Origin of the sequence: Pseudomonas sp. Lz4W (assembly GCF_000346225.2) — a bacterium.
Lineage (GTDB): Bacteria > Pseudomonadota > Gammaproteobacteria > Pseudomonadales > Pseudomonadaceae > Aquipseudomonas > Aquipseudomonas paraversuta.
Genome location: NZ_CP017432.1, coordinates 4,600,775 through 4,624,000, shown reverse-complemented (window position 1 = coordinate 4,624,000; position 23,226 = coordinate 4,600,775). Strand labels below are relative to the sequence as shown.

Genomic DNA, 23,226 nt, shown 5'->3' with positions numbered 1-23,226 from the left:
TACAGGATTTCGGGCTCATGGCAGCACCCTGGCGACGGCTTCGGTAAAGCAGGCGGGCGACGCCAGTTGCATTTCGCGGCTGGCAATTTCCACCGCCACTTGCACGGTGCTGGCGCGGGTCAGGCGTTCGCCGCTGGCCAGGTCGCTGATCAGATAGTTGATCTTCAAGCGGTTCTCCCACTCCACCAGGCTGGCGCGTACATTGATCCGCTGGCCAAAGGTGGCGCCGCGCACATAACGCAGCTGCATGTCGATCACCGGCCAGGCGTAGCCCGCGGCGAGCATGTGGGTGTAGTTGTGGCCGATGTGGTCCAGCAGCGCGCAGCGCGCCACTTCCAGGTATTTGACGTAATGCCCGTGCCACACCACGTGCATGGTATCGATGTCGAAAAACGGCACCAGAATTTCAGTGTCAACGTGCAGAACGCCTTTGCTACGCATGCAGCCTCCAGTGTTGTTGGGCGATCCGGGCCAGGCACAGGCGCAGTTCGGCTTCGAGGGCGCGGTCTTCAACCACGGGCGGGAAGTCTTTGCTCAGTTCGGTGTGCATCGCGGCCAGCGCAGGCGGCAGCGGGCGGGCATCTTCGGCACGACTGCGCAGCCACACGCCCTGATTGGCGGCGAGCAAGGTTGCGGCGGCCACTTGTTCGGTCAGCTCCAGCACGCGGATCGCATCGCGGGCGGCGATGGTGCCCATGCTCACTTTGTCCTGGTTGTGGCACTCGGTGGAGCGTGAGAACACGCTGGCCGGCATGGTGTTTTTCAAGGCCTCGGCGGTCCAGGCGCTGGTGCCGATCTGTACGGCCTTGAAACCATGGTTGAGCATCGCCCGTTGCGCTGTCGCACCCGACAGGTTGCTCGGCAGGCCGTGGTTGTAGCGCACGTCCACCAGCAGCGCGAGCTGGCGGTCCAGCAGGTCGGCGACGTTGGCGACCAGGGTCTTGAGGCTGTCCATGGCGAAGGCGATATGGCCGCCGTAGAAGTGACCGCCGTGGAGCACGCGCTCTTCTTCGGCGTCGATGATGGGGTTGTCGTTGGCACTGTTGAGTTCGATCTCGATAAACCCGCGCAGCCAGTTCAGGCTGTCGGCCAGCACCCCCAGGACGTGGGGCGCACAACGCAGCGAGTAGCGGTCTTGCAGACGATGCAATGGAGCGGTCGGGGCGTCGATGGCCAGGTCCTGGCGAATCCATGCGGCGACCTGCATTTGCCCCGGATGCGGCTTGGCAGCGAACAGGCGTTCGTCGAAATGCTCGGGGTTGCCCTGCAGCGCGACCACGTTGAGAGCGGTGATGCGGGTCGCCAGTTTGAGCAGGTAATCGGCGCGGGCATAGGCCAGGCACGCCAGGCCGGTCATCACCGCGGTGCCGTTCATCAGCGCCAGCGCTTCCTTGGGTCGCAGTACCAGCGGGGTCCAGCCCAGTTCGCGGTGGACGTCAGCGGCCAGGCGGCGCTCACCGTTGAACAGCACTTCGCGCTCGCCGGACAGGGTCGCGGCGACGTAGGACAGCGGGGTCAGATCACCGCTGGCGCCGACCGAGCCCTCTTCCGGGATCAGCGGCAGGATGTCGTGGGCGATGAAAGCCTGCAGCCGCTCCAGCAGCTCGACCCGTACCCCGGAGACGCCATGGCACAGCGACTGCAAACGCGCCGCCAGCACGGCGCGGGTGGCCTGGGCATCGAGCAGTTTGCCCAGCCCGCAGCCATGGAAGGTATAGAGATGACGGGGCAGCGCTTCGACATGCTCCAGCGGCACCGCCACCACGCATGAGTCGCCGTAACCGGTGGTCACGCCGTAGATCACGCCTTCCTTGTCCAGCAACGAATCGAGAAAACGCGCGCCTTTGGCGATGCGCTCGCGATACTCGGCGTCGTCTTGCAGGCGGGTCGGCACCTGACGATTGGCCAGCGCCAGCACGTCTTCAATGCGCAACGGGGTTTGGCCGAAGGTTACTGGCTCATGGGGTTGCGTCGTCATCGGTTTTCCAGAAAGGGTAAAAGTTGAACCACTGTTGTGGCGCTTCCAGGCAGTAATGGCCCAGGCGTTCGGCGTAGCGTGTCGTCCAGTCGGCGATGACCTGCTCGCGGTCGCTGCGCCGCCACTGCACGGCGTCGGCGAAGGGTTCGAGGATGACCCGGTAACGGCCTTCGCGTTTCAGGCAAAACAGTAAATTGACCGGGCACTTGAGCAGTCCGGCCAGTAGCCATGGGCCCTGGGGGAAGGGCGCCGGGTGGCCGAGAAAATCGACCCGCACATTGCGCCCGCCATGCAGCGGTACGCGGTCACCGGCGATCGCCAGCCACTCGCCGTTTTCCAGACGCTGACTCAGTTGCAGCATGACCGCCGGGTTGAGTTCGCTGACCTGGATCAGTCGCAGGTTGGTGGCCCCGGCTTCCCCCAGCAGGCGGTTGAATTGCTCGGCATGCTTGGTGTGCACCAGCACGTTCATGGTGACCTTTTCGCCCAGCTCGGCGAGCGCGCGGCAGACCTCAAGGTTGCCCAGATGCGCCCCCACCAGCATTTGCCCGCGTTCGCCGCGCAGTTGATCGCGCAGGCCGGCCGGGTCGACGATTTCGATGTCGGCAATCTTCAGGCGGCCATTCCACATGTCGAGCTTGTCCAGCAGGGCGTCGGCGAAGGCCATGAATTGCCCGAATACCCGCCTGTGGGAAGGGCCCGGGGCGGTCTGGCCGCTCCAGTCGGCCAGCCGCTGCTGGTAGCACCAGATACTGCGGCGGGCGCTGCGGCCGAAGACAAAGAAGTACAGCACGATGCCGTACAGCACCGGGGCCAGCAGGCGGCGGCCGAGCAATTTGATGCCGAAGGCGGTGAGTTTCATCAGCCAGAAACTGCCGCGCTCCTTGTGCTCGGCCCAATGCTGTTGTGCTTCGCTCATGCCTGCCAGCGCCTCCAGAGAATGACCGGAAAACGCAGGAGCATGCCGAAGAACAGCCGGGTGTGCATGGCGCTGATCAATGCGTTGTCATGGAACAGGCGAAAGTGCGACAGGCCGTCTTGCGGGTAATGGACCTTGGTCGGCAGCCAGCGCATCGGTTGATTGCGCCACGCCAGACGCACCAGGATTTCTGGGTCGAAGTCCATGCGCCTGCCCAGTCTGGCCGAGTTGATCAGGGCCAGGGTCGGGGTCAGCGGGTAGACCCGGAAACCGCACATCGAGTCGGGAATTTGCAGCGACAGGCTGTTGATCCACACCCAGACATGGGTCAGGTAACGCGCGTACAAACGGCCTTTGGGCACGCTGGCGTCATATTGCGGATACCCGCAAATCAGCGCTTCGGGATTGAGTTGCGAAACCTGGATAAAGGTCGCCACATCACGCAGGTCGTGCTGGCCATCGGCGTCCACCTGCAGGACGTGGCTAAAGCCCAGGCGCTCGGCTTCGCGCAGGCCGGCCATGACTGCGCCGCCCTTGCCCTGGTTGATCGCCAGGCGGATCAGATGGATGCCTGGGCCTTGCGCCAGTTGTTCCAGGACGGCACTGCACGCGGGGCTGCTGGCATCGTCCACCAGTACGCAGGGCAAGCCGGCAGCGAGCAGCGCTTGGACCACGTCAGGCACGGCGGTTTCGTGGTTGTAAACCGGGATCACGGCGCAGGGGTTATGCATGGGGAGGCTCCTTGATGTCGCTGCTCCCACCGAGGTTGTCATTGGCGGCCCAGACAATGCGCCCGCTGGAGCAGGCGGCGTCGCCATGGCGATAGGCAAAGTGCAATTTGCTGCGCTGCGGGTCGAAACCCAGGGTCAGCTCAATCTCGTCGCCGGGGCGCACCAGTTGCTGGAACTTGAGGACTTCCATCCCGCCAAACCGCGGTGGCAGGTCGAGCAGTTGCTGGCCCAGACTGATGGCCCAGTCTATTTGCACCACGCCCGGCAGCACCGGGGTTGTGGGGAAGTGACCGCTAAAGAATGCCAGGTCCGGGGGCACCGCCAGTCTCAGGGTCCAAACACCATCGAGCTGGTTCTGACTCAGGACTTCAGGCTGTTTGGGCCGTGGTGCCAATAACAGTGCATCGACCTGCGCCTGGGCCAGTTTGCCCTGGCTGGTGAACGGCAACTGGCGCAGCAACCGCCAGCGGCGCGGCAAGGCCAGGGCTTCGCAGTGCTGGCTCAGGTGCTGGCGCAGGGTCTGGGTCAGCGTGCGCCGGCCATGTTCACGCAAGGCAAACAGGCCGCTGTCGCTCAGGACCAGCAAGGCGCCGAGTGACGCCCGGTTTTCCCGCACTACACCCAAGCGAGCTTCAAGCACCCAGTCGTGTGCCTCCAGTGCCTGTTCCAGCATTGGCAGGGAGATGCGTTTTTCTTCGAGTTTGACGATGCGGTCCAGGCGTGCGAGCAATTCAAAGCGCCCGTCGGCTTCGATGCGTACCGCATCGGCGCTATGTTCGACATGGCCTGGGGGCAAGTAAGCCGAGGCAATGCACAGGGCCCCGTCTTCGCCCTGGCTGAGTTGTACATCGGCAAAGGGTTGCCACAGGCCCGGGCCCTGACGCCAGGCAATGCCGCCGGTTTCGGAGCTGCCGAAAATTTCCGTAGGCCATTGGCCCAGGCGCTGGTGCAAGGCTTGGGCGGCTTCGGCCGGCAAGGCACCGCCAGAGGAAAATACCCGGCGCACCGGGCTCAGCGCCGGCCAGTCGAGGTTGTCGCCCATGCGCTTGAGCAGCGCAGGGCTGGCAATCCAGGCAAATGCCGGGTGCTCGCGGCTGACGCGCTGCATGTCTTCGGGGAACGCCAGTTGCTGGCGCACAAAGCTGCGGCCCGCACACAGCGGCCAGAGCACCCGGAACAACAGGCCATAGATATGCTGGGCAGCGACGCTGGCGATGATGCAGGCCTCGCCCAGCTCGTTGCCCCACAGTTGCTCCAGGGCCTCAACTTCATTGGCCATCTGGCGCAGGGTTTTGTCGATGCGCTTGGGTTCACCGCTGGAGCCCGAAGTACACAGGCTCAACCGGCAGGCATCGAGATCGAGCCCGGCGCCGGGCAGGGGGGTTGCATAAAGGGCCAGCAGTTCGCTGCTTTGGGTTATCCACAGGTCAACCTGCGGGTCCCAGCGTTGCCGGGTTTGCACTTGCAGGTCGGCGGGCAGCAGTACGCTGACGCCGGCCCGCCAGGCACCGAGCAGGGCGACCGCCAGCTCGGCGGCATCTTCCAGATGCAGCGCAATACGTTGCACGCCGCGCTGTTGCAGCCCGCCTGCCAGGCTCAATGCCTGCCCGCGCAGGGTGTCGTGATCCAGTGCCGGGTCGAAACTGACCGCTCGGCCGCTGTGCCCCTTGAGCAATAGCTGCTCAAGTTTTATCCAGTTCATGCCCTGCCTCTTACTTTTTGTCGTACCAGCCATTCAATGGCAAACAACAGGCCCATCAACCCGTAGGCGATCAGGCCGTTGTACAACGTCCACCAGCTCAGCGGTGCCCACAGGGTCAGGCCGGCTGCGACTAACCCGTTGAACAGAAAAAACAGGCACCAGACTTTGGTCACCTGTCGTGTGTAATGAATTGCGATGGCGGGCAGTTCCGGTTCGCGCAGTCGCGCCAGACGCTCGATCACCGGCGGGCCGAACTTCAGGCTCAGGCCGAACAGGCTGAGCATGAACGTGCTGATCAGTACCGGGTACCAGCGCAGCAGAAGCGGGCTGTTGAACAGCGCCAGCAACCCGCAGAACACCAGTGCCAGACCGGCCATCCACAGATCGGCCGGGCGTCGTCCGCCGGTCAGGGCGCGTGCCAGCCACAGGCCGCCGAGCAGCAGCGCAAACTGCCACGGGGCGAAACGGGCCATGCCGAAATACACCGCAAAGGGGTACAGCAGGCCGGCCAGCAGCAGTGCCGGGGCAATCAGTCGCCTCATGCGTCCGGGTGAACCAGACGGTAAACCGCTTCAACCACGTCGTTGACGGTACGCACCGATTTGAATTCATCGGCCGCGATCTTTTTGCCGGTTTTGCGCTTGATATGGTCGATCAGGTCAACGGCGTCGATGCTGTCGATTTCCAGGTCCTGGTACAGGTTGGCGTCCAGGGTGACGCGCTCGGGCTCGAGTTCAAAGAGTTCGACCAGGGAGTCGCGCAGGGTATTGAAAATGTCTTCACGGGTTTGCATGGTTCGGTCTCAGGCAGCCTGTTTGGCGGTGACAAAAGCCGCAAGGCTGGCCACGTTGGAAAAGTGATTGCGCGTGTCTTTGGCGTCGGCGTCTATTTTGATGCCGTAGGTTTTTTGAATCGCCAGGCCCAGTTCCAGGGCGTCGACCGAGTCCAGCCCCAGGCCTTCGCCAAACAGGGTTTGCTCGTCGCCAATATCGCTGACGCTGATGTCTTCCAGACCCAGGGCGTCAATGATCAGCTGTTTGATGTCACGGTTCAGATCGCTCATCTATGGCGAGCTCCTTAATGAAATAGTTATGCACGAAGTCGTTTAGCAGGCGCGACGCTTTGGGCGGCGGGCCAAGTGCGGCAAAGGTTTGTGGATCTATATCGGCCCCGACCCGAAAGCTGAAGTGCATGCGTCGATTGGGGATCCGATACCAGGGTTCAGCCTTGGTCAGCGAGGTTGGATTGACCGTTATCACCACCGGGGTGAGGATCTTCGCACCCCGCAGCGCAATGGCGGCGGCGCCGCGATGAAAGGCAGGTGCGTGGCCGGGCCGGGTGCGCGTCCCTTCCGGGAAAATAATCAGGGTCTGGCCTTCTTTGAGCGCCCCGGCGGCGTTGTCGAGCATGTCGACACTGCCGTCATTGCTGATGTATTGCGTGGCCCGCACCGGGCTGCGGGTGAACGGGTTTTGCCACAGGCTTTGTTTGACCACGCAGTTGGTGTCGCGCATAAGGCCGATCAAAAACACCACGTCAATAAGCGACGGATGGTTGGCAATGATCATCTGCCCGGGCCGGCCCAGGCGCTCTGCGCCATGGACTTCATAGCTCAGCACGCCGGTGCGCGTCATAAAGCGGATAAACAGCCAGAACAGTCGGCTGACGGTGTAACGCGCACGTTGCCGGTGGCGCACGGCATCGCCGGGCAGGCAACTCAGAAGCGGGAATACCACCAGGCGCAGGCTCAGGCCGCCGAGCCCGAACAGCGTGAAGCTCACCGCGGTGGCAAACAGGCGCCAGTAATATCCGTCGCTGCGCGGGCTCACGGAGTGCGTTGCCAGTTCCAGACACGGCTTTTCCAGGCGTGTTGGAACGAGGTGTGCCCGGCGAGCAGGTGACGCAACAGTTCCAGGGCGTGGGGCCAGCGGGTTCGGGGGGCGCCGGGAGGGGCGGCGCTGAGTGACACCTGCCATTGTTCGCCAGGCGTCAGCAGCAGGCCCACGGCATAGGGAAAGGGTACATCGTCGATCCAGCGGGCATAGGCCTCGGGAGGCTGCTCTTCGGTGATCACCAGTAATACGGCGGGGGCGCCCTCATGCAGCAGTGCGCAGGCTTCGATCAGGCCGTGTTCCAGGCCGTCGCCGGCAGCGGCGACGGCTGTCATTTCGCTGGTCTCGCCACGCATGATCGACCACAGGCCAATCACGGCGTTGTGCACCGAGAGGCTGAACTGAGTGGGCGACAGCGGCTGCCCCGCGCCAAGGTCGCTGAGAATGTCGAAGGTGCGCGGGGTTTCGCCGTGACGCGAGACAAACACCAGTGGCAAGGCTTCGAGACCTTCTGCCAAGGGCCAGCCGACGCTGAACGCCATGCGTGCCAGACGGCTGAGGCGACGGCGCTGCATGGCGGGTAGAAACGAGACGTCGGGGGCGCTATTGCTGGCGTCGAGCAGGCGGGGTTGCTGGCTCCAGGCCTGCCAATCGGCCACGCTGTCGAGGCCCGGAGCCCAGGCGCGCCATGCGGCAATATTGAAATTAATCACTGGAGGTCTATCCCGCCCTTGCGGGCTTCCTTGATGCGAAGGTAGGCAGCGATCAATGCGGCACCTATTACAGAGTGGCAGCATTATCCCGGTGCAGTTGGCTCGTAGCAAACATCCCTTGCAGTTTGGGCAGGGTTTTTTCCGCAGTTCGGGAGAGAAGCTGTCTTTTTGCCATTATTGAGCCAGGGATAGTGTTTATGACTTCCAAAACAGAGATATGTTCGCTGGAGTCGTAGCTCATTTCGCTGCAAGGTAGCGAAGCGTCACAAATGACATCTACACTCGGGCACTTATTGATACACGGAGGTTTTGAAATGCGTCGCGTGGTGTTCAATCAAAAGGGTGGTGTGGGCAAGTCCAGCATCGCCTGCAACCTGGCTGCAGTCAGCGCCAGTGAGGGCTATCGCACACTATTGGTGGACCTGGATGCTCAGGCCAACTCCACTCAATACCTTACCGGGCTCACGGGCGAGGACATCCCCATGGGGATCGCCGACTTCTTTAAGCACAGTTTGTCAGCCGGTGTGGGCAGCAAGAAAAACCGGGTCGATATTTACGAAACCCCGTTCGACAACTTGCATGTCATTACCGCCACTTGCGAACTGGCTGACCTGCAACCAAAGCTGGAAGCCAAGCACAAGATCAACAAGTTGCGAAAGTTGCTCGATGAACTGGCCGAAGACTATGACCGGATTTATGTCGATACTCCGCCAGCCTTGAATTTCTATGCCGTATCGGCGCTGATCGCCTGCGATCGGGTACTGATCCCTTTCGACTGTGACAGCTTTTCGCGTCAGGCCCTGTACGGCCTGCTGGCGGAAATCGAAGAGTTGAAAGAAGACCACAATCCAGACCTGCTGGTTGAAGGCATAGTGGTCAACCAGTTCCAGGCCCGTGCCAGCCTGCCCCAGCAAATGCTCGATGAGCTGATTGCTGAAGGCTTGCCCGTGCTGCCGGTGTACCTGAGCAACTCAGTGCGTATGCGCGAATCCCATCAGGCCAGTCAACCGCTGGTCTACTTTGATCCGCGACACAAACTGACCCAGCAATTTGTCGAGTTGCACGACTACCTGGACCAGAACGCTTAAGCGCTGATGCCGTGGCTTTGCAGCCAAGCCTTGAGTTGCTGCAAGGGGAAGGCGCCGCTTTGACGGGCAACCTCCTGGCCGTTTTTGTACAGGATCAGACTGGGGATCGAGCGAATCCCCAGTTGCGTGGCCAATTGCTGATTGGCTTCGCTGTCGAGTTTGGCCAGACGGCATTTCCCCAGCAACTGGCTGGCGGCCTGTTCAAATACGGGCGCAAACGCCTTGCACGGCCCGCACCACTCAGCCCACACATCCACCAATAACGGCAGATCGCCCTTGATCTGACTGCTGTAGTCGGCTTGCTTCAAGTCGAAAGGCCGGGTGAGCAGAATCTCGTTTTTGCAGCGTCCGCACTTTGGCTGTTCGCCCACGCGCGCAGCGGGAATGCGGTTCAGGCCGTTGCAGTGGGGGCAGGGGATGAGTAGCGGGTCAGTCATTTCAAATACTCCGGAATCGGGATGGTTGCAGGTGCCAACCAATCGCTGGCAAGCCAGCTGCCACAGGTCATGTGCATGTCTTTGGAAGGTGCAGTTCAGCAGATGATGGTCTGGCACGCCACTGGCCATGATCTATCTGCACACAATCCGGGGGCAGGGGCATTCCCATGGATTTCATGACGAACAACTGATCTCCAGATGCTTGCCCCATTCGGGCGGGCGTTCGGCATAACCCTGCATGCCCGGTTGTTCGGTGAACGGTTGGGTCAGCACCTGGTGCAGGCGCCGTACTTCGCTGTAGTCCCCCGCTTCAGCCGCATCGATGGCCTTTTGCGCCAGATAGTTGCGCAGGATGTACAGCGGATTCACCCCGTGCATGCGCTCACGCCGGGCGTGTTGATCGTTCACGCCGTCACGCGCCACCCGGTCAACATACTGCGCCGCCCACTCGTCAAAGCCCTTGAGGTCGACAAACTCGTCACGCAGCCGGGCTACGGCCTGTGCAGCGGGCTCATCGCCCAGACGACGGAAGAACAAGCTGTAGTCGATGGCGCTGCCTTGCATGCGCTGCAGCAGGGTTTCGATCAGTTTTTGATCACCCTCTTCAGCGCTGGTCAGACCCAGGCGGCGGCGCATCAGGTCGGTGTAATGGGCCTGGTACAGCGGCAGGAACAGGCCCAGGGTTTCTCGCAGTGCTTCGACACTGATGAACGGCGTCAGCGCCTGGGCCAGTGCACTGAGGTTCCATTGGCCGATGGGCACCTGGTTGCTGAAGGAGTAACGCCCTTCATGGTCGGAATGGTTGCAGATGAAGTTGGCGTCGAAGTCGTCGAGGAAGGCGAACGGGCCGAAGTCGAAGGTGATGCCCAGAATCGACATGTTGTCGGTGTTCATCACCCCGTGGCAAAAGCCGTAGGCCTGCCATTTGGCAATCAGCTCGGCGTTGCGCTCGACAATCTCGCGGAACATCGCCAGATACGGCTCCGGCTGCTCCAGGCACTCGGGGAAGTGCAGCGCCAGGACGTGTTCGCCTAGCTGCTTCTGCTGCTCGGGTTGCTTGGTGTAGTAGAAATACTCGAAATGCCCGAAGCGTATGTGGCTCTGCGCCAGACGCAGGACCATGGCCGCGCGCTCCTGTTTCTCGCGCCACACCGGGGTGTCGGAACCGATCACGCACAGGGCACGGCTGCTCGGGATGCCCAGTGCATGCAGCGCTTCGCTGGCGAGGAATTCGCGGATCGATGAACGCAGCACGGCGCGGCCATCGCCCATACGCGACCAGGGTGTCATGCCGGCGCCTTTGAGGTGCAAGTCCCAATGCTCACCGGCCTGGTTGTATACCTCGCCCAGCAGCAGCCCGCGACCGTCACCCAGGCGCGGGTTGTAGGAACCGAACTGGTGGCCGGAATAGACCATGGCGCGGGGTTCGGCGTCGGCCCACAGGGTGTGGCCGCCAAACAGCTGGGCGAATACCGGGTCCTGGGCGACAGCCGGATCAAGGTCGAGCAGGGCCATGGCCGCATCGCTGGCAACTACCAGGCGTGGCGCGTCGATGGGTTCTGGCAGCACATGGGTCGAAAAGGCGTCACCCAGGCGGGCGAAACGGTTATCGAAGGTCAGTTCGTCGAGGGCTTTCAATGACCGTCTCCAGTGAGAAATGGGGGGCGTGTCGTCTGTAGGAGCGAGCTCTGTGCGGCTATATGGAAAAGCTCGCTCCTGCAGGGGGCAATGATCAGTCCAGCTTGCCCAGTTGCGGCTTTTGCGGCGGTGGCGGCTCGGGCGGTGCTTCCGGCCCGACCGGTACCAGTTTGTACTCCTGGCCCTGGAGGTTTTTCAGGTACACCTCCATCTGCTGGAACGAGATGTTGATGTGATGGTTCTTGAACTCGCGGTTGATAAAGCGGTTCACTTCGTCGATTACCGGGTTGCGGTCACCCAGGTCCCGCACGTGCATGCGCAGTTCGTGGTCCAGGGTGCTGGCGCCGAAATTGAGGAAGTACACGTGAGGCTCCGGCTCTTTGAGCACTCGCGGGTTTTCCTGGGCGGCCTTGAGCAGCAGGTGTTTCACCAGATCCAGGTCTGAGCCGTAGTCGACACCGAGCTTGAGGGTGACGCGGGTGATGGTGTCGGTCAGCGACCAGTTGATCAGTTGCCCGGTGATGAAGGTCTTGTTCGGGACGATGATGTCCTTGCGGTCGAAGTCGGTGATGGTGGTCGCACGGATGCGGATCTTGCTCACGGTGCCCGACAGGTTGCCGATGGTGATGGTGTCGCCAATGCGCACCGGGCGCTCGAACAGGATCATGATGCCGGAGATAAAGTTGGCGAAGATTTCCTGCATGCCGAACCCCAGGCCCACCGAGAGTGCGGCCACCAGCCATTGCAACTTGTCCCAGCTCACGCCGAGGGTCGACAGGGTCGACACAAAGCCGATGCCGATGATCACGTAGGTCAGCAAGGTGGTGGTGGCATAGGCGCTACCCTGGCCCAGATCGAGCCGCGACAGCACCAGTACTTCAAGCAGGCCGGGCAGGTTGCGCGCCAGTGCAATGCTGATGCCGATGATGATCAGCGCACCGACCATATCGCCAATACTGATGGGCACCATGCTCATGTTGGCACCGGTGCCGCTGGTGTACTCGTAGAGGGTGATGTTGTCGAGGTAGGAAAAGACCGAGATCAGGTCGGCCCACACCCAATACAGCACGCCGATAAAGGCCGCGAGCAAGGCCAGGCGAATCAGGCGTAGCGACTGCTGATTGACCTGTTCGATGTCCAGGGTCGGTTCTTCAATGATGATGTCATTGCCTTCGCCGGCTTCCTTGGCGGCCTGGCGTTTTGCCAGCGCACGCTGATAGGCCAGGCGTCGCGCCGCCACGGCCAGACCGCGAACGAAGGCGGCCTCGACCACCATCCACAGCATCAGCAGGTACAGGGTGTTGATCAGGCGGTCGCTGAGTTTGAGGGCGGTGTAGTAATAGCCAAAGCACACGGCCACAAACAGGGCGATGGGCAGGATGGCAAACAGAAAACCGAGGAATTTGCGCAGCCGATAGGCTTTTTTCTCGGTCTTGTCGTTGAGTAGCAGGCGCATCAGCAGCCAGGCCATGGCGGCGTAGCAGCTCAGGACCACGAGAATGCCCAGCACGTCTTCGGCCAGTGCGGCCGGTTGTTGTTCGGCAAAGGCGACCACGGCCACCAGTGCCAGCACCACAAAGCCGAGCTTGCGGATCCAGTTCTGGAGGAATTCAACCAGCGGTTTGTCCCAGCGGAAATGCAGCTCGGCCACGCCGCCGGGGGCCAGGATGCGGTACGCGGTGTAGAACACCAACCAGGCTTCGGCCATTTGAATCAGGGCCGCGCCGGTGTTGCTGTTCATTCCCCGGGCATCAATCTGCAGGGCATAACCGCACAGGGCCAGCGCCAGGGAGACCGGCATTGCCAGCAGGATGTTGATCAGGATCGCCAGTGGCGTGTGCCATTGACTGTCGCGTTTGAAGTGACCGATGTCCTGGTGGATTTTATTCAGCTTGCCGTACAGGTATCTGCGTTTCCACAGCAAGGCCACCATCAGCAGCAAAAATGGCAGGAACAGCAGCGGGCGCTTGGACAAACCCTCGGCGACTTCGCTGAAGCTTGAAGTCCAGGGCAGGGTAATGACCTGCCGCTCCAGTTGCCGTGGCGCACCTTGCAGCCATTCCAGGTCCAGCGGTTTATTGCTGGGGATCCAGAACATCTGCTCATCGAGTGTGGCGCGCAGGCTCTGGGAGGTGCTGAGCAGTTGCTTCTGGTTGAGTTGCAGGGTGATCGACTCGTTGAGCAGCGAGCTCAATTCGCGGTTCAGGCGGTCCAGCAGGTCGCCGCGGGTGTTGACCAGCTCCAGCAGGGTTTTACGCAGTTGCGGGGTTACCTGATCGGCAGGTTGAGTCGACAGCAGGTTGTCGACGTAGGTCGTCGGGTTGCTGATCATCTCGCGCTGCTGATTGATCTCGAACTGATACAGGCGAATATCGGCAATTTCATCCGCCAGGTTTTTGTCCATTTTCTGCAGGCGGGGCAGGGCCTGCTTTTGTTTGTAGAGAATCTTGGACAGCAACAGGCTGCCTTTGAGCACGCTGATCTGTTCATCCAGCGCCTGATCGCTCTGGGTGACGCTATCGAGCAGTTGCTTGGTTTCGAGGTTCTGTTGGGTGACTTCGTTGAGACGGTCGGTGCTGCGTAACAGGTAGTCCGAGAGCTTGAGGTTGATCGCGCTTTCGGTCGCCAGCAGGCTGCTGCTGCCTGATTTTTGCGCTTCGATGGACTGTTCGGTCACGGTCTGCTGGGAGTAGGCCAGACGCTTCTGGTTGATCAGGGTTTGCAGCTCCTGGATTTCCTGATCCTGACGCGTGGTTTTTTCCAGCAACAGATCATGCTGGCTACCGCTCAGGTCTTGCAGCTGGCTGTTGCCCGCCAGTTCCTGACGGCGCAGGGCAATCAATGCGGTGAGCGAAGCGGATTCGGCGTTGAGCTGGTTGCGCTGGTCGGCGTTGAGCAATTTGCCATTGTCGCGACCGAGTTTAAGGATGTTACTGATTTCCTGGATGCGGGTCTGGCTGTTGCTGATTTCAGCCTGGGCCCGCTCCGGCCGGGTTTGCGCCGCGATGCTCTGGCTGTTGGCGCTGGCCAGGGCCTTTTGCAGCTCGCCCTGTTGTGTGGTGCGGTCCGCCAGCATCTGCTCCAGCTGCGGCACGCTCAGGCCACTGTAGCGCTGGGCTACCGGCAGGGGTTTGGTGGCCTTGAGCCGCGCCAGTTCCCGCTGGTTTTCAGTGGTTTGGCGCGGTGCATTGGCCAGCAGTTCTTTGACATCGTTCAGGCGCTGTTCGTAATCGGCTTTGTTGGCCAGCAGACTGAGGGTCTGCTGCAGCACCGTCTGCAAGGCTTTCTGGTCGGCCTCTGGCAGTTTGCGATCAGCTATTTTGTCCAGGCTTTGCTGTACCGCCTCGGCGGAGGGCGGCTCGGCGGCCTGGAGCATCCCGACACTAAGGCTCAGGCCGAGCAGGACTGTTGCGAAAAACGTGCGCAGAGTTGGCATAGATACCGGTCAGACAAGGGGCGAAAAGTTGGAGTTTAGAGGAACAACCCCGGTCCCGGGGCACTTCCTTCGGGGAATCTGACGCCTACTTTGCCTATCTTGTTCCCGTCCATGACGGCCACTGTCCAAATGGTGTTGTTCCACTCCACCTGGTCGCCGACCACCGGAGCGCCGCCGACTTTCTGGGCGATGAAGCTGCTGAGGGGCAGGTCGGGATCGATGCCGTCGAGCTTGAGACCGTACAGCGCCGACACCGCACCCAGCCGGGCGTCGCCTTCGAGCACAAAGTCGCCGAAGAAACGCAGATCCAGGCCTCGGGTCGGCGGCAGGCTGAACAGCTTGCCCAGGGCCGGCAAGTTGTGTTCGTGACCGATCACACAGAGCAGATCGCCGATTTCGAGGGTGGTACTGCCCGACGGATGGAGCAATTTTTGATCGCGGAACAGGGCAGCGATACGGGTGCCCTCCGGCATTTTCAGTTCCCGCAGGGCGGCACCGATGCACCAGTTTTGTGCGTCGAGCCGGTAAACGAACAGTTCCCACTCACTGGTGGGGTGGACCTCAAGCGCTGCGCGGGACACGGGAGCCAGATCCGGCGGAACCGTTACCTTCAGCAGTTTGGCGACCCAGGGCAGGCTGGTGCCTTGCACCAGAAGGGACACCAGTACGATAAAGAACGCCAGGTTGAAATACAGCTGTGCATTGGGCAAGCCGGCCATAAGCGGGAACACCGCCAGAATGATGGGTACCGCGCCGCGCAGGCCAACCCAGGAGATAAAGGCTTTTTCGCGCCCGTGGAAGGCCTTGAAGGGCAGCAGGCCGACCATCACCGACAGCGGGCGTGCGAACAGAATCATCCACAATGCCAGGGCCAGGGCCGGTACCGCGATGGGCAGCAAGTCGTGGGGGGTGACCAGCAAACCCAGTACCAGGAACATGCCGATCTGGGCCAGCCAGGCCATGCCGTCGAGCATGTGCAAAATGCCGTGGCGGCTGCGAATCGGGCTGTTGCCGATCACCAGACCGCACAGGTAAACCGCGAGGAAGCCGCTGCCATGCAGGGCGTTGGTCAGGGCGAAGACCACCAGCCCGCCCGCTACCACCAGAATCGGGTACAGGCCGTTGGCCAGATGGATGCGATTGACCATTTGCAGCAGCAGCCAGCCACCCGCCAGGCCCACCGCGCCGCCGATGGCGAATTCGCGCAGCAAGTTGAGCAGCAGGCTCCAGTGCAGGCTGGTTTCGCCGCTGGCGAGCATGTCGATCAGGGTCACGGTGAGGAACACCGCCATTGGGTCGTTGCTGCCGGACTCGATTTCGAGACTGGCCGAGACCCGTTCGTTCAGGCCTTTGCCGCCCAGTAGCGAGAACACTGCAGCCGCATCGGTGGAGCCGACAATGGCGCCGATCAACAGGCCTTGAATCATGTTCAGGTTGAACAGCCAGGCCGCCATCATGCCGGTCAGGCCGGTGGTGATCATTACCCCGACCGTGGCCAGCGAGAGTGCGGGCCATAACGCCACCCGGAAACTCGAGACCCGGGTGCGCAGGCCGCCGTCGAGCAGGATCACCGCCAGGGCGAGGTTGCCTACCAGATACGCAGTGGGGTAATTGTCGAAAATAATCCCGCCGCCATCGACCCCCGCTGTCATGCCCACCGCAAGGATGATGACCAGAATCGGGATGCCCAGACGCGAGGACAGTGAGCTCACCAGAATGCTTGCACCTACCAGCAACGCGCCGATCAAGAACAGGCTGTTGATGGTCGTCGCATTCAAAGGCAGTACTCCAGGAAACCTACAAGACAGGGCGCAAACGGCTTATGCAGTCTGCGTGCCAGCGATTCTAACCTGCGTTCTTGGCAGGCTGTCAAAAAGGTTTTGCCGGGCATGATTGCGCCAGGGGTTGAGGCGGGCAGGAGCTGATAAATCTTTTACATACGGCTCAGAGGAACTTGCATACGGAAGAAATGGAAAAGTCCTGCATTTTTTTGGCTGGGCGGGTTGTATCTGTACATCTCTTTTTATTAAGGAGTGACACAGTCATGAAACCCACCACTGCGCATAACACGTGTGCGCCGGATGGAAAGCGGGCACTGTTTGACGGCCCGTACCCGCTGTACGTCGTGTCAGTTACCAAGTTTGTACTGTTATATCTTCTGACCGGTGGCGGGTACATTTTCTATTGGTCTTACCGCAACTGGGCGTGCTTCAAAGGTATTGGCGGGGCCCCTATCATGCCGGTCATGCGCGGCCTGTTCTGGCCCTTTTTCATTCTCGAGCTGTTTGACAACATCCAGCGAAGCCTGGATATCAGGGGGCGGGGGTATTTCTGGTATTGCGAGGCCAGAGGGTTGCTGATCATGCTGGTGGTCATGATTTGCATTCTGCTGTCTTTATTCTTTGATCGTCCTTCGGACACGGTTTTTGTGTTGGTGGTGGATGCCGTGCTGATGGCAGGTAGCCTGTTCCTGTTCATCGGCGCCCAGCGCGCAATCAATATATTGGCCGATGACCCGCAGGGCCTGGGTAATCACGGTTTCAGCAGCGGCGATGTGCTGTGGACGCTCTTGGGCGGGATGTGCATGGCGCTGGTGGTTTATATCGTGTTCGCCGTCCGGGCCTGAACGGCCACCCGCAGGTTTATGCAGACATAAAAAAACCGGACCCCTGTGAGGGCGTCCGGTTTTCGCGTTTCAGCCTGCTATCAGCCGATTGTCATCAAGCTTGCGTTACCGCCAGCGGCAGCGGTGTTGACGCTCAGTGCGCGCTCGATCACCAGGCGTTCCAGGGCGATGCTGGTTTCGCCTTGGGACAGACCCTGTACGCCAACGATGGCGCCCGGACGTTTTGCCACTTGCTGGCAGACGTCACGCAGCTGATCGCAGTCGCCGTGATGGACAACGGCGTCGAAGATGACATCGTCCTTGGTCCAGTCAGGCACCAGGGTAATGCGCGCCTTCACTTCTTTTGGCAGGCGTGCAACCAGTGCTTTGGCCAGTTCGCTTTCCGGCAGGACTGCCGAGCTGCCTACGGCCAGGACCGCAGCCAGCTGGGTCAGCAGGTCAGTTTCAACTTCGGCCAGGCACAGTACGTGCTCGCGCGGCAGGATGGCGTAGCTGTTGCGTTCGCCGGTCGGGCCGTTGAGCAGGCGGGTGATGCCGCTTTGCGAGTGAGCCTCGTACTCGGCGCACAGTTCAGCCAGCGCCGCTTGCTGGTTGCTGCTGGCCCAGGCTTGCAGGGCGTGCAGCGGTTTGCTCAGCGCTTCGCGGGCCTGGATGTCCGGTACGGTGATGGCGTCGACTTTGGCGAACGATTGTTCGATCGCGTTGGCCGGACGGGTCGACAGCAGGCGGTACAGGTACAGCGGGCCGCCGGCTTTCGGGCCGGTGCCGGACAGGCCTTCACCGCCAAAGGGTTGCACGCCGACCACGGCGCCTACGATGTTGCGGTTGACGTAGACGTTACCGGCATTGACGTTGTTGACCACCTTGGCGATGGTTTCGTCGATACGGGTGTGCACGCCCAGCGTCAGGCCGTAACCCGAAGCGTTGATCTGTGCGATCAGCTGGTCGATGTCTTTGCGCTTGTAGCGCACCACGTGCAGGACCGGGCCGAAGATTTCGCGTTCCAGCTCGTCAAAGCTTTCCAGCTCAATCAGGGTCGGCATCACGAAGGTGCCGCGTTTGCACTCTTCGATGTCGGCAATGGCCATCTGGTAGACATTGCGCCCTTTATCACGCATGCCCTGGATGTGCTGTTCGATTCCGGCCTTGGCTTCGGCGTCGATCACCGGGCCAATGTCCACGTTCAGACGTTCCGGGTTGCCCATGCGCGATTCGGCCATGGCACCTTTGAGCATTTCGATGACGCGGTCTGCCGAGTCTTCCTGCAGGCACAGTACGCGCAGGGCAGAGCAACGCTGACCGGCGCTGTCGAAGGCCGAGGACACCACGTCGATGACCACTTGTTCGGTGAGTGCCGAGGAGTCGACGATCATGGCGTTCTGGCCGCCGGTTTCGGCGATCAGCGGGATTGGACGGCCCTGGGCATCCAGGCGGCCGGCCACGTTGCGTTGCAGCAAGCGTGCGACTTCGGTGGAGCCGGTGAACATCACACCCTTGACCCGATCGTCACCGACCAGACGGGCACCTACGGTTTCGCCACGGCCCGGCAGCAATTGCAGCACGCCCTCGGGAATACCGGCTTCGAGCAGAATGCGTACCGCCTGGGCAGCCACCAGCGGCGTTTGTTCCGCAGGCTTGGCCAGTACCGGGTTGCCGGCAGCCAGCGCTGCAGCCACCTGGCCGCTGAAGATGGCCAGCGGGAAGTTCCACGGGCTGATGCAGACCACCGGGCCCAGCGGGCGGTGGGCGTCGTTGGTCAGATCGTTGCGTGCCTGGACTGCGTAGTAACGCAGGAAGTCGACCGCTTCACGGACTTCGGCGATGGCGTTGGCGAAGGTCTTGCCGGCTTCACGGGCCAGCAGGCCCATCAGTGGCTGGATCTCGGCTTCCATCAGGTCGGCAGCACGCTCCAGAATCGCCGCGCGCTCGGCGGGCGGGGTGGCCTGCCAGATCGGGGCTGTGCTCAGGGCACACTGGATGGCGTTGTCGGCGTCTTCAATCGTGGCTTCTTGCACGTAACCGACGATGTCACGCAGGTCGGACGGGTTGAGTACCGCTGCAGCCACTTCGTTGCTCGACGGGCAGCCGAGCATTGGCGCGGCTTTCCAGTCGTTATGGGCCGAGGCCAGCAGGGCGCAGGACAGCGACGCCAGACGGTGTTCGTTGGCCATGTCGATGCCGCTGGAGTTGGCGCGTTCGCTACCGTACAGGTCACGCGGCAGCGGGATGCGCGGGTGCGGCAAGCCGAAGCCGCCTTCCGCGGTCGCCATCTGCTCGATCTGGCTCACTGGATCGGCCACCAACTGGTGGATCGAAATCGAGTGGTCGGCGATGCGGTTGACGAACGAGGTGTTCGCGCCGTTTTCCAGCAGGCGACGTACCAGGTACGCCAGCAGGGTTTCGTGGGTGCCGACCGGTGCGTACACGCGGCACGGACGGTTCAGCTTGCCTTCGGAAACCTTGCCTACCACTTGCTCGTACAGAGGTTCGCCCATGCCGTGCAGGCACTGGAACTCGTACTGACCCGGGTAGTAGTTCTGACCGGCGAGGTGGTAGATGGCCGACAGGGTGTGGGCGTTGTGCGTGGCGAACTGCGGGTAGATGGCCTCAGGTACGGCCAGCAGTTTTTTCGCGCAAGCAATGTAGGAAACGTCGGTGTACACCTTGCGGGTGTAGACCGGATAGCCTTCCAGGCCTTCGACCTGGGCGCGCTTGATTTCGCTGTCCCAGTACGCGCCTTTTACCAGGCGGATCATCAGGCGGTGACGGCTGCGGCGTGCCAGGTCGATCACGTAGTCGATCACGTACGGGCAACGCTTCTGGTAAGCCTGGATCACGAAACCGATACCGTTCCAGCCGCTCAGTTGCGGCTCGAAGCACAGACGCTCCAGCAGGTCGAGCGACAGTTCAAGACGGTCGGCTTCTTCGGCGTCGATGTTGAGGCCGATGTCATATTGTTTGGCCAGCAGGGTCAGCGACAGCAGGATCGGGTACAGCTCGTCCATTACGCGTTCGTACTGGGCGCGGCTGTAGCGCGGGTGCAGGGCCGACAGCTTGATCGAAATGCCCGGGCCTTCGTAAATGCCGCGACCGTTGGAGGCTTTGCCGATCGAGTGGATGGCCTGCTCGTAAGACGCGAGGTACTTTTGCGCGTCATGGGCGGTCAGGGCCGCTTCGCCGAGCATGTCGTAGGAATAGCGGAAGCCTTTGGCTTCAAAGCGCGTGGCGTTGGCCAGGGCTTCGGCGATGGTTTCGCCGGTTACAAACTGTTCGCCCATCAGGCGCATGGCCATGTCGACGCCCTTGCGGATCATCGGCTCGCCGCTTTTGCCGATGATGCGGCTCAGGGAGGAGGTCAGGCCTGCTTCGTTATGGGTCGAGACCAGCTTGCCGGTCAGCAGCAAGCCCCAGGTCGCGGCGTTAACGAACAGCGACGGGCTGTTGCCCAGGTGCGGGTGCCAGTTGCCGGTGCTGATCTTGTCGCGGATCAGGGCGTCACGGGTGCCTTTGTCCGGGATCCGCAGCAGCGCTTCGGCCAGACACATCAGTGCCACGCCTTCCTGGGACGACAGGGAAAACTCTTGCAGCAGGCCCTGGACGATCCCGGCACGGCCACCGGCGCTCTTCTGATTGCGCAGTTTTTCGGCAATCGAGGCCGCCAGGGTCTGGGTCGCTTCAGCCATTGGCGCGGGCAGGCGGGCCTGCTCCAGCAGCATGGGTACCACTTCCGGTTCCGGACGGCGGTAGGCCGAGGTGATGGCTGCGCGCAACACGGATTGCGGCAGGATGCTTTCTGCGAACTCCAGGAAGCACTGATGCGCGTGATCGGCGTGCGCGTCGTCGGCGTCATCGCTGGTAATGCCAGGGATGCCGCTCAACTCATTCAGGGTTGCACCACCCTCGAGTTTTTCCAGGTAATTGAAGATTGCCTGCTTGATCAGCCAGTGTGGCGTGCGATCAATCGAGGTCGCGGCGGCTTTGAGGCGCTCGCGGGTTGGGTCGTCGAGTTTGACCCCAAGGGTGGTGGTAGCCATATTTTTATCCTCATGGGTGCCACATTTGCGTGGCAGCAGCTGGCGGCAAGATTAGCGCTGCGCTGAAGCAGGTGCAACCTAGTGCAACCCGTTTTCTGTCGGAAAAAATCGGCGGTGTGTCTAACCCGAATGCAGGAGCGAGCTTGCTCGCGAGATCTTGAGGGCTTGTGAGGAAAAACTCGCGAGCAAGCTCGCTCCTGCAGGGTGGGTTGTATTTAGGCAGTAACAGGGACTTCTTGCTCCGAAAAGGAGCAAAAAAGCTCAATTGAGTTGAAAATGCGACAAGGTGCAACTAGGACGGCAAAAACTGGTTGCACCTTATTTGCTTTGTTGCATAGCATCCGCGGTTAAGGTGCAACCTCGAAATACAGATTGGTTCATCGGCTGGTGGATTTTCTGGGGAAACATCAGTCATAAATGCGCGGCCAGGTTAATCGTCTCAGACAGGACGTTTGTGAGCGTACGGCCAGACCGCCGCTAAACATAAAAACAATGCCAGGGCTTAACTCAATGATTGTAAGTAACCCAACCCTGATCACGTTCGTGATCTATATCTCGGCAATGGTGCTGATCGGCTTTATGGCCTATCGCTCCACCAACAACCTTTCTGACTATATTCTCGGTGGCCGTAGCCTGGGCAGCGTAGTGACTGCATTGTCCGCTGGCGCCTCCGACATGAGCGGCTGGTTGTTGATGGGTTTGCCGGGCGCGATCTATATGTCCGGGCTGTCGGAAAGCTGGATTGCCATCGGTCTGGTGACCGGTGCCTACCTCAACTGGCTGTTTGTTGCCGGCCGTCTGCGGGTGCAGACCGAGCACAACGGTGATGCGCTGACCCTGCCGGATTACTTCTCCAGCCGTTTTGAAGACCAAAGCGGACTGTTGCGGATTATCTCGGCAATCGTGATTCTGGTGTTCTTCACCATCTACTGCGCTTCCGGCATCGTGGCCGGTGCCCGCCTGTTTGAAAGCACCTTCGGCATGTCTTACGAGACTGCGCTGTGGGCCGGTGCTGCAGCGACCATCGCTTACACCTTCGTCGGTGGTTTTCTGGCGGTCAGCTGGACCGACACCGTACAAGCAACCCTGATGATCTTCGCGCTGATCCTGACGCCGATCATCGTGCTGCTGGCCACGGGTGGTGTTGATACCACCTTCCTGGCAATCGAAGCCAACGATCCAAGCAACTTCGACATGCTCAAGGGCACTTCCTTCATCGGCATCATCTCGCTGATGGGCTGGGGTCTGGGTTACTTCGGTCAACCGCACATTCTGGCGCGTTTCATGGCCGCCGATTCGGTGAAGTCGATCGCCAAGGCGCGTCGCATTTCCATGACCTGGATGATCCTGTGTCTGGCCGGTACCGTCGCCGTGGGCTTCTTTGGTATTGCTTACTTCTCGGCACACCCGGAAGTGGCAGGTCCTGTGAATGAAAACCCTGAGCGTGTATTCATCGAACTGGCCAAGCTGCTGTTCAACCCCTGGATTGCCGGTGTCCTGCTGTCGGCCATTCTGGCGGCCGTGATGAGTACCTTGAGCTGCCAGCTGTTGGTGTGCTCCAGCGCCCTGACCGAGGACTTCTACAAATCTTTCCTGCGCAAGAATGCTTCCCAGAAAGAGCTGGTGTGGGTCGGTCGTCTGATGGTGCTGGCCGTTGCGTTGATCGCAATCGCGCTGGCTGCCAACCCCGAGAACCGCGTTCTGGGCCTGGTTAGCTATGCCTGGGCAGGCTTCGGTGCTGCTTTCGGTCCAGTGGTACTGATCTCGGTACTGTGGAAAGGCATGACTCGCAATGGCGCGCTGGCCGGTATTCTGGTGGGTGCAGTCACTGTGATCGTGTGGAAGCAGTTCTCCCTGTTCGGTCTGTACGAAATCATCCCGGGCTTCATCTTTGCCAGCATTGCCATTGTGCTGGTCAGCTCCATGGGCAAAGGCCCAAGCAAGAAGATGATCGAGCGCTTCGACGCTGCCGAGAAAGATTTCCAGCAAAACAGCTAAGTGTTTTGAGCCAGGGCCAGCTCTGCCGGCCTTGAGAAAAGGCCCGTCTCCTTTGGAGGCGGGCCTTTTTTTTGCTTTGCGCGGCACCGCTGGC

Annotated in this window: 18 protein-coding genes; 3 read left to right on the top strand and 15 right to left on the bottom strand. The window is 61.1% G+C overall.

Annotated features, from left to right (window positions below; genetic code table 11):
- Positions 1 to 15 precede the first annotated feature (15 nt).
- Genes B195_RS21030 through B195_RS20985 form a run of 10 tightly spaced genes read right to left on the bottom strand, consistent with a single transcriptional unit; the run spans position 16 to position 7,875 of the window.
- Positions 16 to 441: a thioesterase family protein gene (locus B195_RS21030; RefSeq protein WP_003438849.1), complete on the bottom strand. Its 426-nt coding sequence runs from the start codon at positions 439 to 441 to the stop codon at positions 16 to 18.
- Complete coding sequence (gene hutH / locus B195_RS21025; protein WP_003438851.1) at positions 434 to 1,978, bottom strand: histidine ammonia-lyase; 1,545 nt, start codon at positions 1,976 to 1,978, stop codon at positions 434 to 436. The genes B195_RS21030 and hutH overlap by 8 nt, the downstream gene beginning before the upstream one ends.
- The gene (locus tag B195_RS21020; protein WP_003438853.1) at positions 1,959 to 2,897 is read right to left on the bottom strand and encodes a lipid A biosynthesis (KDO)2-(lauroyl)-lipid IVA acyltransferase; all 939 of its coding nucleotides are present in this window, start codon (positions 2,895 to 2,897) and stop codon (positions 1,959 to 1,961) included. The genes hutH and B195_RS21020 overlap by 20 nt, the downstream gene beginning before the upstream one ends.
- Positions 2,894 to 3,628: a glycosyltransferase family 2 protein gene (locus B195_RS21015; protein ID WP_003438855.1), complete on the bottom strand. Its 735-nt coding sequence runs from the start codon at positions 3,626 to 3,628 to the stop codon at positions 2,894 to 2,896. The genes B195_RS21020 and B195_RS21015 overlap by 4 nt, the downstream gene beginning before the upstream one ends.
- The gene (locus B195_RS21010; protein WP_003438857.1) at positions 3,621 to 5,330 is read right to left on the bottom strand and encodes an AMP-binding protein; all 1,710 of its coding nucleotides are present in this window, start codon (positions 5,328 to 5,330) and stop codon (positions 3,621 to 3,623) included. Before B195_RS21010 ends, B195_RS21015 begins: the two co-directional genes overlap by 8 nt.
- The gene (locus B195_RS21005; RefSeq protein WP_003438860.1) at positions 5,327 to 5,872 is read right to left on the bottom strand and encodes a hypothetical protein; all 546 of its coding nucleotides are present in this window, start codon (positions 5,870 to 5,872) and stop codon (positions 5,327 to 5,329) included. Before B195_RS21005 ends, B195_RS21010 begins: the two co-directional genes overlap by 4 nt.
- The gene (locus tag B195_RS21000) at positions 5,869 to 6,123 is read right to left on the bottom strand and encodes an acyl carrier protein (RefSeq protein ID WP_003438863.1); all 255 of its coding nucleotides are present in this window, start codon (positions 6,121 to 6,123) and stop codon (positions 5,869 to 5,871) included. The genes B195_RS21005 and B195_RS21000 overlap by 4 nt, the downstream gene beginning before the upstream one ends.
- Before the next feature lie 9 nt (positions 6,124 to 6,132).
- A complete protein-coding gene (locus B195_RS20995; RefSeq protein ID WP_003438866.1) occupies positions 6,133 to 6,393 on the bottom strand; it encodes a phosphopantetheine-binding protein in 261 nt (86 codons plus the stop codon).
- The gene (locus B195_RS20990) at positions 6,374 to 7,180 is read right to left on the bottom strand and encodes a 1-acyl-sn-glycerol-3-phosphate acyltransferase (RefSeq protein WP_037001304.1); all 807 of its coding nucleotides are present in this window, start codon (positions 7,178 to 7,180) and stop codon (positions 6,374 to 6,376) included. The genes B195_RS20995 and B195_RS20990 overlap by 20 nt, the downstream gene beginning before the upstream one ends.
- Complete coding sequence (locus tag B195_RS20985; RefSeq protein WP_003438871.1) at positions 7,156 to 7,875, bottom strand: beta-ketoacyl synthase chain length factor; 720 nt, start codon at positions 7,873 to 7,875, stop codon at positions 7,156 to 7,158. Before B195_RS20985 ends, B195_RS20990 begins: the two co-directional genes overlap by 25 nt.
- 314 nt (positions 7,876 to 8,189) lie before the next feature.
- Here B195_RS20985 and B195_RS20980 point away from each other — a divergent pair, with 314 nt between their 5' ends.
- Entirely contained in the window at positions 8,190 to 8,963 is a 774-nt protein-coding gene (locus B195_RS20980) for a ParA family protein (RefSeq protein ID WP_003438872.1), read from the top strand.
- On the opposite strand, the gene trxC is transcribed toward B195_RS20980, so the two are convergent.
- The 4 genes from trxC to B195_RS20960 form a co-directional block, all read right to left on the bottom strand.
- Positions 8,960 to 9,400 carry a thioredoxin TrxC gene (gene trxC, locus B195_RS20975; RefSeq protein ID WP_003438874.1) on the bottom strand — a complete coding sequence of 147 codons (441 nt, stop codon included), beginning with the start codon at positions 9,398 to 9,400 and terminating at the stop codon, positions 8,960 to 8,962. The two genes, B195_RS20980 and trxC, sit on opposite strands and share 4 nt — an antisense overlap.
- A 174-nt stretch (positions 9,401 to 9,574) precedes the next feature.
- The gene (gene selO / locus B195_RS20970) at positions 9,575 to 11,038 is read right to left on the bottom strand and encodes a protein adenylyltransferase SelO (protein WP_003438875.1); all 1,464 of its coding nucleotides are present in this window, start codon (positions 11,036 to 11,038) and stop codon (positions 9,575 to 9,577) included.
- 94 nt (positions 11,039 to 11,132) lie between these two features.
- Positions 11,133 to 14,474 (bottom strand): mechanosensitive channel MscK, encoded by a 3,342-nt coding sequence (mscK, locus tag B195_RS20965; protein WP_029612537.1) that lies wholly within the window; start codon positions 14,472 to 14,474, stop codon positions 11,133 to 11,135.
- A 35-nt stretch (positions 14,475 to 14,509) separates the two neighbouring features.
- Positions 14,510 to 16,252: a potassium/proton antiporter gene (locus B195_RS20960; RefSeq protein ID WP_003438877.1), complete on the bottom strand. Its 1,743-nt coding sequence runs from the start codon at positions 16,250 to 16,252 to the stop codon at positions 14,510 to 14,512.
- Positions 16,253 to 16,518: 266 nt separating this feature from the next.
- On the opposite strand from B195_RS20960, the gene B195_RS20955 reads away from it, so the two are divergent.
- Positions 16,519 to 17,100 (top strand): hypothetical protein, encoded by a 582-nt coding sequence (locus tag B195_RS20955; protein WP_003438878.1) that lies wholly within the window; start codon positions 16,519 to 16,521, stop codon positions 17,098 to 17,100.
- An 80-nt stretch (positions 17,101 to 17,180) separates the two neighbouring features.
- Here B195_RS20955 and putA read toward each other — a convergent pair whose 3' ends face one another.
- Complete coding sequence (putA, locus tag B195_RS20950; RefSeq protein ID WP_003438879.1) at positions 17,181 to 21,134, bottom strand: trifunctional transcriptional regulator/proline dehydrogenase/L-glutamate gamma-semialdehyde dehydrogenase; 3,954 nt, start codon at positions 21,132 to 21,134, stop codon at positions 17,181 to 17,183.
- 510 nt (positions 21,135 to 21,644) lie between these two features.
- On the opposite strand from putA, the gene putP reads away from it, so the two are divergent.
- Entirely contained in the window at positions 21,645 to 23,132 is a 1,488-nt protein-coding gene (gene putP, locus B195_RS20945) for a sodium/proline symporter PutP (RefSeq protein ID WP_003438880.1), read from the top strand.
- The last annotated feature ends 94 nt before the right edge of the window (positions 23,133 to 23,226 follow it).